General features: G+C 41.3%; 14 protein-coding genes. 2 read left to right on the top strand and 12 right to left on the bottom strand.

The window, feature by feature from the left end; translation table 11 throughout:
* Window positions 1–196: 196 nt before the first annotated feature.
* The 4 genes from pfkA to glpX form a co-directional block, all read right to left on the bottom strand.
* A complete protein-coding gene (pfkA, locus tag ACZ5B7_RS02650) occupies window positions 197–1156 on the bottom strand; it encodes a 6-phosphofructokinase (RefSeq protein ID WP_378588351.1) in 960 nt (319 codons plus the stop codon).
* A 71-nt stretch (window positions 1157–1227) separates the two neighbouring features.
* A complete protein-coding gene (gene tkt / locus ACZ5B7_RS02645; RefSeq protein ID WP_464494422.1) occupies window positions 1228–3228 on the bottom strand; it encodes a transketolase in 2001 nt (666 codons plus the stop codon).
* 31 nt (window positions 3229–3259) lie between these two features.
* The gene (gene fba / locus ACZ5B7_RS02640; RefSeq protein WP_464492526.1) at window positions 3260–4153 is read right to left on the bottom strand and encodes a class II fructose-1,6-bisphosphate aldolase; all 894 of its coding nucleotides are present in this window, start codon (window positions 4151–4153) and stop codon (window positions 3260–3262) included.
* Window positions 4154–4204: 51 nt separating this feature from the next.
* Entirely contained in the window at window positions 4205–5182 is a 978-nt protein-coding gene (gene glpX, locus ACZ5B7_RS02635; protein WP_464492525.1) for a class II fructose-bisphosphatase, read from the bottom strand.
* 169 nt (window positions 5183–5351) lie between these two features.
* Here glpX and ACZ5B7_RS02630 point away from each other — a divergent pair, with 169 nt between their 5' ends.
* The gene (locus ACZ5B7_RS02630; protein ID WP_423800633.1) at window positions 5352–5714 is read left to right on the top strand and encodes a winged helix-turn-helix transcriptional regulator; all 363 of its coding nucleotides are present in this window, start codon (window positions 5352–5354) and stop codon (window positions 5712–5714) included.
* An 80-nt stretch (window positions 5715–5794) separates the two neighbouring features.
* Here ACZ5B7_RS02630 and ACZ5B7_RS02625 read toward each other — a convergent pair whose 3' ends face one another.
* Both ACZ5B7_RS02625 and zwf read right to left on the bottom strand, forming a co-directional pair.
* Window positions 5795–6826, bottom strand: a complete 1032-nt coding sequence (locus tag ACZ5B7_RS02625; RefSeq protein WP_464492524.1) for a glyceraldehyde-3-phosphate dehydrogenase — start codon at window positions 6824–6826, stop codon at window positions 5795–5797.
* 39 nt (window positions 6827–6865) lie between these two features.
* Window positions 6866–8326 (bottom strand): glucose-6-phosphate dehydrogenase, encoded by a 1461-nt coding sequence (gene zwf / locus ACZ5B7_RS02620; protein ID WP_464494421.1) that lies wholly within the window; start codon window positions 8324–8326, stop codon window positions 6866–6868.
* 268 nt (window positions 8327–8594) lie between these two features.
* Here zwf and ACZ5B7_RS02615 point away from each other — a divergent pair, with 268 nt between their 5' ends.
* Window positions 8595–8960, top strand: a complete 366-nt coding sequence (locus tag ACZ5B7_RS02615) for a winged helix-turn-helix transcriptional regulator (RefSeq protein WP_423800631.1) — start codon at window positions 8595–8597, stop codon at window positions 8958–8960.
* A 75-nt stretch (window positions 8961–9035) separates the two neighbouring features.
* Here ACZ5B7_RS02615 and rpe read toward each other — a convergent pair whose 3' ends face one another.
* From rpe to ACZ5B7_RS02585, 6 genes are all read right to left on the bottom strand, one after another.
* Entirely contained in the window at window positions 9036–9707 is a 672-nt protein-coding gene (gene rpe / locus ACZ5B7_RS02610; RefSeq protein ID WP_464492523.1) for a ribulose-phosphate 3-epimerase, read from the bottom strand.
* A gap of 22 nt (window positions 9708–9729) precedes the next feature.
* Entirely contained in the window at window positions 9730–10419 is a 690-nt protein-coding gene (locus ACZ5B7_RS02605) for a fructose-6-phosphate aldolase (protein WP_464492522.1), read from the bottom strand.
* Window positions 10420–10466: 47 nt separating this feature from the next.
* The gene (locus tag ACZ5B7_RS02600) at window positions 10467–11471 is read right to left on the bottom strand and encodes a Gfo/Idh/MocA family protein (protein ID WP_464492521.1); all 1005 of its coding nucleotides are present in this window, start codon (window positions 11469–11471) and stop codon (window positions 10467–10469) included.
* Window positions 11472–11716: 245 nt separating this feature from the next.
* Window positions 11717–13084: a dipeptidase gene (locus ACZ5B7_RS02595; protein ID WP_464492520.1), complete on the bottom strand. Its 1368-nt coding sequence runs from the start codon at window positions 13082–13084 to the stop codon at window positions 11717–11719.
* A 104-nt stretch (window positions 13085–13188) separates the two neighbouring features.
* Window positions 13189–14385, bottom strand: a complete 1197-nt coding sequence (locus tag ACZ5B7_RS02590) for an MFS transporter (RefSeq protein ID WP_464492519.1) — start codon at window positions 14383–14385, stop codon at window positions 13189–13191.
* Window positions 14366–14827 carry a MarR family winged helix-turn-helix transcriptional regulator gene (locus tag ACZ5B7_RS02585; protein ID WP_464492518.1) on the bottom strand — a complete coding sequence of 154 codons (462 nt, stop codon included), beginning with the start codon at window positions 14825–14827 and terminating at the stop codon, window positions 14366–14368. Before ACZ5B7_RS02585 ends, ACZ5B7_RS02590 begins: the two co-directional genes overlap by 20 nt.
* Window positions 14828–14946: the final 119 nt, after the last annotated feature.

Raw genomic sequence — 14946 nt, 5'->3', positions numbered from 1 at the left:
ATAGAGTGTTCCGCTAAAATTTTTTTCCGTTTCGATTGTTCTTGATGATGAATCATAATTTTTATATCCTGGAATTCACTTTTTCCACATATACCGCAAATCGATTCTTTTGAATAGAGCGTTCTGCAATGAATGCAATATTTTTTTTCCAATATGGCCACTCTCCTATTCTGAATTTTGAAGATGGATATTTTCCTTAAATAGATAGGCTTCTGGCTAATTCGTAAATGGAAAGATCGATCTTGTGTCGGTCTTTTTCTATTTCCGTAAAGGTTGTATGGGTTAGTTGGCCATTTTTCACCCCTACCATTACACCTTTTTTCCCCTCTATGATTAAATCAACGGCTAGTGCCCCCATTTGGCTGCTCATCATTCGATCGTAGGCGCTTGGAGAACCCCCTCGTTGAATATGCCCTAGTATGGTAACCTTTGTTTCAAATCCGGTTTTTTCTTGAATCTCTTTCCCCATTTGCAGCCCTTTGCCAACACCCTCTGCCACTACAATAATGCTGTGTCTTTTTCCGCGCTGATGCCCCTGCTTGATCCGATCAATCACATCTTCCAAATCATAGTCGGCTTCTGGGATAATGATGGACTCCGCCCCGCCGCACACACCTGCCCATAAGGCAATATCCCCTGCACCTCGGCCCATCACCTCAATGACATACGTGCGTTCATGGGAAAATGCTGTATCGCGAATTTTATCGATTGCTTGAACAGCTGTATTTACGGCCGTATCGAATCCAATCGAATAGTCTGTCCCTGCAATATCATTATCAATTGAGCCCGGAATACCAACCGTCGGGAAGCCTAACTCTGTTAATTTTCTTGCACCCCTGAAAGAACCATCCCCGCCGATGACAATTAATCCCTCAATCTCGTTTTCTCTTAATCTTTGAATTGCCTGCTGCTGTACGATTGTGTCCTTAAATTCCTCACACCTGGATGTTTTTAAGATGGTGCCGCCTCGATGAATAATATCCCCTACACTTCCTAGGCTCATTGGAGTGAAATCGCCCTCAATCAAGCCTTTGTAACCATTTACCACTCCATACACATTTAATCCCTTGTGTATCCCTCTGCGAACAACAGCACGAATGGCTGTATTCATTCCAGGTGCATCCCCGCCGCTCGTTAATACCGCTATCTTTTTCATGCAAAACCCTCCATAAAAAGGGCAGATTCAAAAGCTTGAAGTCTGCCCTTATCCAAATTGTTCATAGAACCTTATAGAAGCGCTTTAAACTGGGAAACAATATTCTTAACGGTAAATCCATATTCCTCCATTATTCTCTCGGATGGTGCTGAAGCACCGAATTGGTCTGCAGCAATGACGCTTCCGCAATCACCAACGTATTTATGCCAGCCCAAGGAAGCACCCATTTCAATTGCAAGCCGCACGGGAATATTCTTGGGGAGCACACTTTCTTTATATTCCTGCGATTGCTTTTCAAAGCGATCCCAGCTTGGCATGCTTACCACAGAAACACGAATTCCCTCTTTTTCAAGTGCCTTTTGCGCCTCAATGGCAAGCGGTACCTCTGAACCGGATGCGAGTAAAAGTCCATCCATATTTTTCGATTTGGAAACAACATAGGCTCCCTTTTTAACACCTTCATAGGCTGTCTTAGCATCAGCGATTGTTGGCAAATCTTGACGGGAAAGGATGAGCGCTGTCGGTTCTTGTGTACTTTCTATTGCAAGCCTCCATGCTGCGGCTGTTTCGTTTCCGTCTGCCGGGCGGATCGTTGAAAGTCCAGGCATTGCCCGTAAGGATGCCAATTGTTCAATCGGTTCGTGCGTCGGACCGTCCTCCCCGACGGCAATGCTGTCATGTGTGAATACATAGATGACCGGCACTTTCATTAGCGCAGAAAGACGAATTGCCGGTCGCAGGTAGTCAGAAAAAACGAAGAAGGTTGCTCCGAATACCTTTACGCCGCCATGCAGTGCCATGCCATTTACAGCTGCACCCATTCCAAACTCGCGTACTCCAAACCAAATGTTTCTTCCGCTATAATCTGCTGCACTAAAGTTTCCTTCACCTTTCAACAAGGTCTTATTGGAAGATGACAAATCGGCCGAGCCGCCAAATAATTGCGGAACTCTTTTCGCAAGGGCGTTTAACACCTCTCCGCCTGAAGAACGAGTTGCAAGCGTATCTTTGCCAACTTGATATTGCGGAACATCCTCATCCCAGCCTTCAGGAAGCTGCCCGCTAATGGCAGATCTTAATTCGTTTGCAAGAGATGGGAAGGCTTCCTCATACTTGGCAAACAAGTTATTCCAATCCTGTTCCTTCTTCCCGGATGCCTCCTCCAGCTCCTTAAAATACAGTTTTACATCTTCTGGGATATAAAAGTCCCCTTCAAATTCCCAGTTGTATTGCCCTTTTACAAGTTTTATTTCTGCTTTCCCAAGCGGGGCACCATGAGAAGCAGACTTGCCGCCTTTATTAGGAGAACCATAACCAATGGTTGTTTTCACTTCGATTAAGGTTGGCTGTTCTTGATTAGCCTTGGCAGCAGCTAACGCTCCCGCTATTTTCTCAACATCATTCCCATCTTCGACCCGCAATACTTGCCAGCCATATGCTTCGAAACGCTCCTGAACGCTTTCACTAAATGACATATGGAGATCGCCGTCAAGGGAAATATCATTTGAATCATATAACACAATTAAACGGCCAAGTTTCAAATGACCGGCAAGTGAAGCTGCTTCGGATGCTACACCTTCCATCAAATCCCCATCACCGCAAATACTATAGGTGCAGTGATCAATCACATTGAAATCAGGGCGATTATACACGGATGCCAAATGTCTTTCTGCCATAGCCATCCCAACTGCCATTGCAATTCCCTGCCCAAGCGGTCCCGTTGTTGCATCAACCCCGGCCGTATGGCCAAATTCAGGATGCCCAGGTGTTTTACTTTGCCATTGGCGGAAATTTTTCAAGTCATCTAATGACAAATCATAACCTGTTAAATGCAATAAGCTGTATAGCAGCATCGATCCATGACCAGCGGATAATACAAAGCGATCACGGTTAAACCAGCCTGGATTTTTTGGATTATAATTCATAAATTTCGTCCAAAGGGTGTAAGCCATCGGCGCTGCCCCCATCGGCATGCCGGGATGGCCTGTTCCGGCTTTTTCAATTGCATCAATGCTTAACGTTCTAATCGTGTTAATAGATAGCAGATCCAAATCTACCTTTTGATCAATCATCATGCTTCCCCTTTCTCCTTATATCGGCCCCTTAGTTTGTCACCAAGCTGGCTTCCGCTTGTTGAGCTTTTCCTGAAGAACCGAATTCACGCATTTTGCCTTTCACTGTATCTTTAATTGCTCCACGTGCAGGTCCCAAGAATTTGCGTGGGTCGTATTCTTTTGGCTTCGCACTTAATACTTCACGAACTGCTTTTGTAGCTGAAATTTGACTTTCTGTATTGACATTAATTTTTGCTGTTCCAAGCGAAATCGCTTTTTGAATGTCCTTTGTTGGAATTCCTGTGCCGCCATGAAGAACAAGCGGAACACCTGTTAATTCTTTCACTTCTTTCATCCGATCAAAACCAAGTCTTGGCTCACCTTTATATGGGCCGTGGACGGAACCTAACGCCGGTGCAAAGCAGTCTACGCCAGTTTCGCGGACCAATTGATCACATTCAGCAGGGATCGCATACATCGCTTCGGCATCTTCAACGCTTAAATCGTCCTCTTGCCCGCCAATTCGGCCAAGCTCAGCCTCAACCGATACGCCAACAGCATGTGCCACTTCCACTACCCTTTTTGTTAATTCAATATTCTTCTCAAGCGGATAGTGCGAGCCATCGAACATGACAGAAGTAAATCCGGCATGAATCGCTTTAATACACATTTCAAGACTTGGACCATGATCAAGGTGAATCGCGACTGGTACTGTCACCTTATAGGCTTCCATCAATTCCTTCACCATCGTAACAATCAGCTTAAATCCGCCCATATATTTGGCAGCCCCTTCGGATACGCCTAGAATGACCGGTGAATTTTCCTCTTGGGCTGCTTGTAAAATGGCCTGCGTAAACTCCAGATTATTAATATTAAACTGTCCAACTGCGTAATGGTTTTCTTTAGCATGAATCAGCATTTCTTTCATTGAAACTAATGGCATATTATTACCTCTCCTTTTTTCAATTCATTTTTTTCAACTGGCAAAAAAATCTTATTTCCAGAACGAATGGTATGCTTCCACCAACTGATATCTTTCATTTACCCCTTTGCCGGTAATGAACGAATGGGTTAGCATTAAACCATTTTCTTTCTTCTTTACACCCCGCATTAGCATCCCATCTGTAATGCCGGTTGCGGCAAAAAAGCAATCATCTGATTGGACCATTTCATCTAATGTGAAGACCTGTTCCGGATCTTGGATTCCCATCTTTATACAGCGATTAAATTCTTCCTGATTTTGCGGGGCCAGCTGACCTTGGAAATCGCCTCCCAAGCATTTCAAAGCGGTGGCAGCAATAACTCCCTCCGGAGCCCCCCCTGTACCTACTAAAATATCAATACCTAATTCATCAATGGCTGTAGCAATTGCCGCGGTGACGTCTCCATCGGGGAATAGCTTCACTCTCGCTCCGACATCAAAGACCTGTTTCATTAAGTGGTCATGACGCGGCCGATCTTGAATCATGACGGTTAATTCTGATAAATCCTTTCCTAAGGCCTTTGCGACGGAAATCATATTTTCTGTTAAAGAAGCCTGAATGTTAATATGACCTTTCGCCTTTGGCCCGACAGCCAGTTTTTTCATGTACATATCCGGTGCATGTAAAAGACTGCCCCTCGTTGCTACCGCGAGAACTGTGATCGAGTTTTCCTGTCCCTTTGCCAAAAAGGTTGTACCTTCCACTGGATCAACGGCAATATCCACCAGCGGGCCCCGGCCTGTTCCCAGCTCTTCGTTAATATAAAGCATTGGGGCTTCGTCCATTTCCCCTTCACCGATCACAACCCGTCCGCTCATTTCAATGAGATTCATGCGTTTGCGCATCGCTTCTGTTCCGGCGTGGTCGGCATCATGTTTATTGCCTTTCCCGATCCAAGGATAGGCAGCAATCGCTGCTTGTTGTGCGACAGAAAGAAAATCCTTTGCCAGGGTATGAACTCCTTCTTTTACAACACTACTAGTACCCAAAACATCACCCCTTTTAATTGTTGTATTTTCTACAGTCAGAATACACCGTAAATTCTGAATCATCTGTACAAATATGATTATAAATAGTATAATACCTTTATGTAAGTACGCACTTTAAGTTCATATAGTATCAATTAATATACTAATAATGATTTTGGGAGGATTGATGATGGGCCATATTGATAGTAAGACCTTTAACTGTGAAAAAGAATTGACGCTGGAGATTATCGGCGGAAAATGGAAGATGCTGATTTTATGGTATCTTGGCAAAGAAGGAACAAAACGATTTAATCAACTGAAGTCTTTGATGCCGGGAATTACGCAAAGAATGCTTGTCAATCAATTGCGCGAATTAGAGGATGATCAGATCGTCCATCGTGAAGTTTATCCTGTCGTCCCTCCAAAAGTAGAATACTCATTGACCGAGCAGGGGAAGACCCTTTTACCTATTCTTGAATCAATGTATGAATGGGGAAAGAACTACATGGATACAGTATTGGTTGAAAAAAAGAAATTGATTGAGGCAGATTGATCGCATTGTTAAAATAGCATTTTCATTAGAAATCCCTGTAAATCCCTACGGTAGGAAGGATTTACAGGGATTTTAATATGCTATTTCACCTTTACTCTTGCTGCTTTTTCCATTTTTTCAGCCACAAATTTCACAAGCTCGACAACCCTGACCGAATAACCCCATTCATTGTCATACCATGCCAGCACCTTAATTTTCCTTTCATCAATCACCATCGTGGATAATCCATCGATAATGGACGAATGAGAATTTGAATTAAAATCAATGGAGACTAGCGGCTCGGTTGTGTATTCCAATATCCCGTTTAAATAGCTGTTCGCAGCATATAGAAAGGCAAGATTAACGTCATCAACAGTTACATCCGTTTTTAAATCAACAACTAAATCAACAAGTGAAACGTTGGGAGTTGGCACACGAAGTGCAAGGCCATGCAGTTTACCTTTTAAATGTGGCAATACGAGCGAAAGTGATTTTGCCGCACCGGTTGTTGTCGGAATAATACTCTGTCCGCAGGCACGGGCCCGCCGCAAATCCTTGTGCGGATTATCAAGATTATTTTGATCGTTCGTATAAGCATGGACAGTTGTCACTAAACCATTTTCAATCCCAAACTGGTCATCCAGTACTTTTACAACAGGTGCAAGACAATTTGTTGTACATGAGGCATTGGAAATAATAAAATGCCGCTCAACATCCAACTCATCTTGGTTGACCCCCATCACGATCGTTATATCCTCATTCTTCCCGGGGGCGGTTAACACCACTTTCTTTGCCCCTGCCTCTAAGTGAAGTACTGCTTTTTCCCTGGAATTAAACTTCCCGGTTGCTTCGACAACGATGTCTATTTCATATTCCTTCCAAGGAAGATATTTAGGGTCCCGGCTATTTAATAACTGAATAGTGCGGCCGTTTACAATCAGGTGATTGCCTGAAGGAATCACGTCGCCATTAAATTTGCCATGAATCGAATCATGTTTGATTAAGTGCGCCAAGGTTTCAGCCGGATAGCTGGCATTGATTGCCACAACATCAAGTGTATCGTCCATAATCGCCTTGCGGAAAACCAGCCTGCCGATTCTGCCAAATCCATTGATGGCTACTCTTGCCTTCATTTCTTCATTCCTCCAGTCCTGTCTTTCACTTGTTTTTGCTTACCACCAATTAAATCCATCTTCCTCCAATAGTTGATCTGCTGCCCTTGGACCCATTGTTCCGGCTGAATAACCATGAAGCGGCAAAGCATTTTGCTCAAACGCTTCCAAAATAGGCTGCACCCATTTCCAAGACAGTTCTACCTCTTTCCACTGTACGAAGAACGTGGAATCACCATTTAGAGCGTCAAATAACAAGAGTTCATAAGCCTCCGGGACATCCTTTTTATTTGCAGAAAAGGTTACCTTAATAGGCTCAATTTTGCTGTTATTTAACGGGTTTTTGCTATTAAATTGCAAGGAAACACTTTCATTTGGACTGATTTCAATGATTAACAGATTAGGCGGTGTTTTCTCATTTTTTTCTTTATATAAATCTGTTAATGAATTTTTAAATTCAATGACGATTCTAGTAGACTTCTCCTTCATTCTTTTTCCTGTTCGGATATAGAATGGTACGCCGCCCCAAAAAGCATCATCAATCCAGAGACGGGCAGCAATAAATGTATCATTCATGGATGTTGGCTTAATTCCAGGTTCTGCCGTGTAGGACGGAACTGGTTCTCCATTGATCTCCCCAAGACTGTATTGGCCGCGGACCAAGTTTTTTCCGACATCGTCCATATTTAATGGCCTCAAGTGTTTTAATACTTTAATCTTCTGCTTGCGAATCTCGTTTGCACTTATTTTTTCTGGCTGCTGCATGCCAGTCATCATCACTAATTGAAGCAGATGATTTTGGACCATATCACGAATGGCACCGGCCTGGTCGTAATAACCCGCTCTTTCCTCAACCCCGACCGTTTCGCTTGCGGTAATTTGAATATTGGAAATATGTTTATTGCTCCATAACGCCTGCAGCATTGGGTTTGCAAACGCCAAGGCTTCGATATTTTGAACCATCGGCTTGCCGAGATAGTGATCGATCAGATAGATTTCATCTTCTTCAAAGGCTTCTCTTAATTTTGCATTTAATTCTTGGGCAGACTTCAAATCATGCCCAAATGGCTTTTCAATCACCAAACGCTTCCATCCCTTGCTTGACCCTAATCCGCTTTTTTTGATATTAAGGGCAATCACATCAAAAAACTCAGGGGCAACGGATAAATAAAAGATGCGGTTTTCAGGAATACTCAACTCTTCCTCATATTTTTGAATGACATTTAGTAATTGCTTATAACCTTCTTGCTCCGTAACATCTAAAGCTCGATAATGAAAAAACTGTAAAAATTCCTTTATCTTGTAAGCGTCTACATTATTGGAACGTTCAGAAAATGATTGCAGTGATTTTTCAACATGTTTTTGAAATGCTTCATCGGACCATTCTCTTCTGCCTAATCCAATGATGGTTACTGAATCGGGCATTTTTCTATCCAAAAATAAATTAAACAGCGAAGGAAATATTTTTCTCTTTGCCAAATCACCGGTTGCGCCAAACAAAACGAATGTCAACGAATCCAATTTCGCTGGCTTCATACTGTTGAAATCACTGACGACCGTTTTAAACTCCTTAGGAATCATTACACCATTCATGCTTTCCCCTCCTGATTTTTAGATTTCCAAAACCCTTTTATCAACAAATTTACCAGTAGTTTGTTATTGTTTCTTATGAAAATAGTATAATCTCAAAAAATTTTGTTTGTAAGTACGCACTTTTTTATTATATAGTATAGAAAAATACACTTAATTCTGATAATTCTGACTTGAGGAGAGCAAGGAGGAAGACAAAATGGGCCATTTATGTGAGAAAATCTTTAATTGTGAAAAGGAATTAACATTATCGATTATTAGCGGCAAATGGAAGATGCTGATTATGTGGCATTTAGGGAAAGAGGGAACAAAACGGTTTGGTGAATTAAAATCTATGATTCCGGGAATTACTCATCGGATGCTTGTAAGCCAATTAAGGGAACTTGAGGATGACCTGATCATTTCACGGGTAGTGTATCCGGTTGTTCCTCCGAAAGTGGAATATTCACTGACAGAACGCGGAAGAAGTCTTTTGCCGATTCTCGAGGCAATGCATGAATGGGGAAAGCAATATATTGAAACCGCTTTACCAGAACAATCAAACAAAATACTAAATTCTTTTTAATGAACAACAATAACGTAAAACTAATCCCCATCACTAATTTGAAGGATGGGGATTAGGCTATGTTTTATTAAATTGTTAAACCTTCTGCACTAGATTGGTAGTCGAATCCCTAATTTCTCTAATTGCCTTACCGCGATCAGATTGATTGTATATCGCTGATCCAGCAACAAGGACATTCGCTCCTGCCTCAATGCAGAGTTTGGCTGTTTCCGCGTTTACTCCGCCATCTACTTCAATTTCAACATCCAAATTTTTCTCTCCTACCATTCTTGCAACTTGTCTAATTTTTGGCAGAACAGAATGTATGAAAGATTGCCCGCCAAAGCCTGGATTTACAGTCATCAGCAATACAATGTCGATATCATCTAGAATATGTTGAATTAAAGAGACTGGGGTGTGTGGATTTAATACTACTCCTGCCTTTACGCCTGCCGATTTAATTTGGTGAATGACACTATGCAAATGTGTGCATGCTTCAACATGAACTGTTATAATATCGGCACCTGCTTTTACAAACGCTCCAATGTATCTTTCGGGATTTTCTATCATTAAATGAACATCTAATGGTAATTTTGTGACTGGCCGGATTGCCTCTACAATTAGTGGGCCAATTGTTATATTTGGGACAAAATGACCATCCATAACATCAACATGAATATAATCGGCTCCGCCCTTTTCAACATCTTTTATTTCATCTCCAAGCCTTGCAAAGTTGGCTGAAAGAATGGAAGGTGCAATTTTGATCATCCAAAAATACCTCTACTTTCTATTAAATTTTTATTTTATTCGTATCTACAATACTCTTCTCACCATATTCTTTTTGCCAATCTTCAATAAATACTTTAACATTTGCTTCCGTTGCACGATGTGAAAAACATAATCTTAAAATATCTGGAGGGATCGTAACACCGTGAGCCCCAACTAGACAAACATCATGCACTTGTTGAACATTTTTAAAGCTTGCAGCAAGTACTTTACTGTTAAAGTGATGTTTTTCTATTATTTGTACGATCTCCTTAACCACATTCACAGCATTTCCTTCAAGTTTTTCTATACGATTAACATATGGTGTAATATACGCAGCACCTGCTTTTGCTGCAATATATCCTTGTAATGGTGTATATATGGTTGTAGCCATTGTTCTTACACCAGCTTCGCTTAATGCTTTGATTGCCTTGATTCCTTCTTTCGTCACAGGGACTTTAATCACTAATTTATCGAGTATACTCTCACGGATATATTTTGCTTCTTTCACTATTTCTTCTGCATGATCAGCTAGTGTTTGAACAAATAACTCTCTATTACATCCTATTACCTCTCTGATTTCCTCAAGTAATTGCAAGAAGTTCTTTTTTTCTTTTACAATAATGCTTGGGTTTGTTGTAACCCCATCAATTGGATAATAGTCAACAAGTTCCCTAATTTCATCTAGATTAGCTGAATCAATGATTAATTGCATAATTACAACTCCTTTATTAGTAGCATTCAAAAATTTCTTCCTGAACTTCAAATTGAGTTGGTTGACACCGCCAGATCGGCTGGATAGACAAGTCCAATTTGTTTCCGTGCCTCGTCCATAACTTCTAGTGTAATTAGCGAATTTTTAAAAGAATTGATGGAAGACTCAAATTGGTTACGATTAATTAAATCAATAAATTCTTTAACCTCATAATACATTGAATGATCTTCTTGTAATTGAGTAATATCTTCAAAACTTCCATCCTGGTAACGAATTTGCACATTTGTCGGGGTTTCAATTTGATCGATTATGATGCTTCCTAGTTCTCCCTGAATTTCTGACGGGATATAGGAAGTGGTTATTTTGGAGTGTACGACAATGGCTTCGCTTTCTTTATATTTACAAAGGATACTTCCTTCACCATCTACTCCAGACTCAAGCAATAAACCATTGGCTTTGATTTGTAAGGGTTTTCCGAATAAAGCAACCATTGGATATATACAATAAACGCCAATATCCATTAGAGAGCCATTGGAGAAACTAGGATTAAATGCATTTAAAATGGTTCCTTCTTTATAAGCATCATAACGGGAGGAGTATTTACAAAAGCTTGCAATATACCTGCGGATTTTTCCAATTTTATGTAAGTTGTTCTGAATACTTTTAAAATTGGGGAGACATGTTGTTTTTAAAGCTTCCATTAACAATACTTTATTATTTTTTGCTGCGGTAATCATATTTTGTAATTCTGCTATATTCGATGCAATCGGCTTTTCACAAAGAACATGTTTACCATTATTCATACATATAATGGCCTGTTCTGAATGAAAAGAATTAGGGCTAGCAATATAGACCGCGTCAATTTCCTTACTTCTTGCCATCTCTTCGATATCCGTAAAGATGGTCGTAACTCCATACTTTTCGGCAAACTTTATAGCAGTTTCCTCAGTTCGAGAATACACAGCGGTTAAGGAAAAACCCTCTACCAAACTAGCTGCTTTAATAAATTTCTCGGTAATCTGATTTGTTCCAATAATTCCAAAACGTATCATTGACTGCCTCCTTGTAATTTGCATTTAATATACAAGTCACCCTTACCTAGTATACTTATTATAAATTGGATAATATCACGATGTAAGTACGCACTTTAATATCAAATAGTGTTTAAGGATATACTATGGGGACGGTTCTCATGCACCAAATTTGTGTCTAAAAAAATAGTGCCTGCCACGCCCCGAATCATGTCAAAGAAATAGACAAAATGCGGGAGGTGACAGGCACTTATTCTATATGTGAATTACTTTTTAACTAGTTCCAAAAACGAACAAATCGTCAAAATGCCTTTATCAAAGTTCTCCAGGTTAAAATGCTCATTTGGAGCATGAAGATTTTCATCCGGCAGTCCGAAGCCCATTAAGACAACAGGAACATTTAGGGCTTGGTTGAAATCCGATACAATTGGAATCGAGCCGCCTTCTCTTTTGTAAACAGGCGCCTTTCCATACACTTTTTCATACGCTTCAGCCGCTTTTTGAATCATCGGGCTGTCGATTGGCGTTAAGAATGGATTACCTGTATCCTGTAGAGTCACTTGTAATGTGCAGCCTTTTGGTGCATGCTCTTCCAAATGATTTTTGATTAAGCCCTGAATCTTTTCAGGGTTTTGATTGTGGACGAGACGGCAGGTGATTTTGGCATGTGCCTCATTCGGGATGACTGTTTTAGTCCCTTCCCCCTGGAATCCGCCCCATAAGCCGTTTATTTCTAATGTTGGCCGGGAACTGATTTTCTCAGGGTATGGGTAATTGTTTTCCCCGCCCGTTAACTCCGTTAACCCTAACGATTTTTTCAGCTTTTCTTCATCAAAGCCCAACGCTTTAATTTGTTCCTTTTCAAATTCTGTCAGTTCCTCGACGTCATCATAAAAATGGTCCACATTCACCTTACCATTTTCATCATGAAGGGTTGAAAGGAGCTGCACCAATAAATGATTGGCGTTCTGAACGCCCCCGCCGAACATGCCTGAATGCAAATCAGAATTAGCTGTTTTAAGGGAGAATTCTAGTGCACATAGACCTCTTAATGAATAGGTGATCGCAGGAACGCCTCTGTCCCACATATCAGAATCAGAAATCACGACTACATCACAAGCTAGTTTTTCTTTATTTTCGGATAGATACTGTGGTAGATGTGGACTTCCGATTTCCTCTTCTCCTTCGATGCAGAATTTTACGTTCACCGGCAATTTTTCATTTAAAGCTAGCAGGGTTTCCACTGCTTTGATATGTAAGAACGTCTGTCCTTTGTCGTCTGTTGCCCCTCTGGCAAAAATCTTTTCATCGCGGATCGTTGGTTCAAACGGAGGGGTTTCCCATAAATGAACTGGGTCAACAGGCTGTACATCATAATGCCCGTATACTAACACAGTCGGAGCATTTTCCTGATGAAGCCAGTCAGCATAAATAATCGGATGCCCTTTTGTCTGGACGATTTGCACATGTTCCATGCCAATGCCTTCTAATTTATGGGCAATCCATGTAGCTGCTTTTTGGATGTCCTCTTTATGCTCAGATAAGGAACTAATGCTGGGAATCCGGAGCAATTCTTTTAATTCCTCGACATTTTGATCATGATGGCTGGATAAAAACTCAGATAATTGACTCATGTTCTCACCTTTTCTATTTTATTTTCTCTTCTTTATTTTATCGAAAACTGGAGAAAACAAGCAAATTGAGGCATGAGAACCGTCCCCATGCCTCAACCTATGCCTTACAGCCTAACTTCCGCAAGGGTTTCTTTTCTTTTTCCGTGCATGATGTAGTAGAGAACTGTGCAGGCTAGGGCGACGATGGCCATGATGAGATATAGGTTACGGTAGCCGGTTAACGGGATGATGAAGCCAATCACGTATGGACCGAATCCCAGGCCTGCATCGAGTGCGATAAAGTACGTAGATGTGGCCAATCCCATCCGCTCAAGCGGTGTGACTTTCACGGCAATCGCCTGTGAACAAGATTGGATATTTCCGAATCCGAATCCAATCAGGACAGCGGCAAGCAAGAAGATGGTGCCGCTGCTAGCTGAGCTTAATAAGAATAATCCTGCTGCAAAAAGAAGAAAAGTAGGATACATTACATAGTTGGCGCCTTTCACATCCATTAATCGTCCCGTGATTGGGCGTGATACCAGGATAGCTACAGCATAGACGATAAAGAAGAAGCTCGCCACGCTTACTAAATTAATTTCAATCGCATAGAAATTAATAAAAGATAGAACGCTTGCGTAACAAATGCCGGCTATCAGTGTGACAAAGGCAATTGGCAGCGCTTTTGGCTCAATATAGTTGGAAAGCTTGAATCCTCCTTTAACCGCCGCTTTTTTGGCAGATGCTTTGACTTCCGGCACTTTCATAAACAAAGCAATGATGAAGCTGATGAGACCTAAAGCTAAACAGAAACTAAAAATAGCTGAATAGCTTGTATGCTGACTCATGTATAATCCAATGAAAGGGCCGATGGCGGTGGCCATTGTGGTACTCATGCTATAGTAGCCAATCCCTTCGCCTTTACGAGCGTTCGGGATAATCTGGGCAACAATCGTTCCTGTTGCGGTACTGGCTACCCCTAAAGCTAAACCATGTACAAAGCGGGTAAATAGTAAAAAGGTTACTCCTAAATCGATGTAATATAATAAGGATGTCAAAATAAAAAAGATGAGACCCAACAGCATCGTTTTCCTATTTCCAACGGATTCGATGATGCGGCCGATCACGAGTCGGCCAATCAAGGTTCCGATAATGAAAATTCCCGTCACCAGTCCCGCCTGGCTTTCACTGGCATGATAATGATTGACGGCGTAAACCGCGATGGTCACCAATAATAAATAAAAGATTAAGTATAAGAAAAAGTTTGCAGCCGAAATAATGATAAAATCCTTCGTCCACAATTTAGGTCTCGCTTGTTCCAACTTCTCCATCTCCCGATTGAGTTATATTTTTTCGGATCTCATCCATTACACGGATGGCCGTTTTCAGATCCTCTTCTGAAATCCCTCTTAAAATTTCTACTTCATAGGCATCAACCGTCTCGCGGACCTCTTGGTATAACTGTTTGCCAGCCTCCGTTAATTGCATCCGCTTTTCGCGCTTATCCTTTCCACGAACCTGCTCGACGTAGCCCAATTCTTCTAATTGGCCGACTGTTCTGGTAATCGTCGGTTTCTCGACGCCCTGGTAATTGGAAAGTTCAACAAGGGTGGCAGGATTGAAGTTTTCCAAATAATAAATGATTGTCCATTGCGCCCTGTGCAGTTCATGCTTCCCGAGCTCAGTATTAAGCCTTTTTTCAAAAGGACGATACAGCATTAATAGTTTATGGAAAAATTTCCGTGAGTAATTAATGTAAATCACCGCCTAAAATAGTTACCAATGGTAACTGTTATCAAAAGTAACTATATTACCTTATCAGGATTTAATAAACCTGTCAATATTTTGAACACAAAAAGTGCCTGTCATGCACCCCATTATCT

The sequence above is a fragment of the Neobacillus sp. S1115 genome, assembly GCF_055385565.1.
The sequence above is the reverse complement of the archived record's forward strand: the minus strand, read 5'-3'. Positions and strand labels throughout refer to the sequence as shown.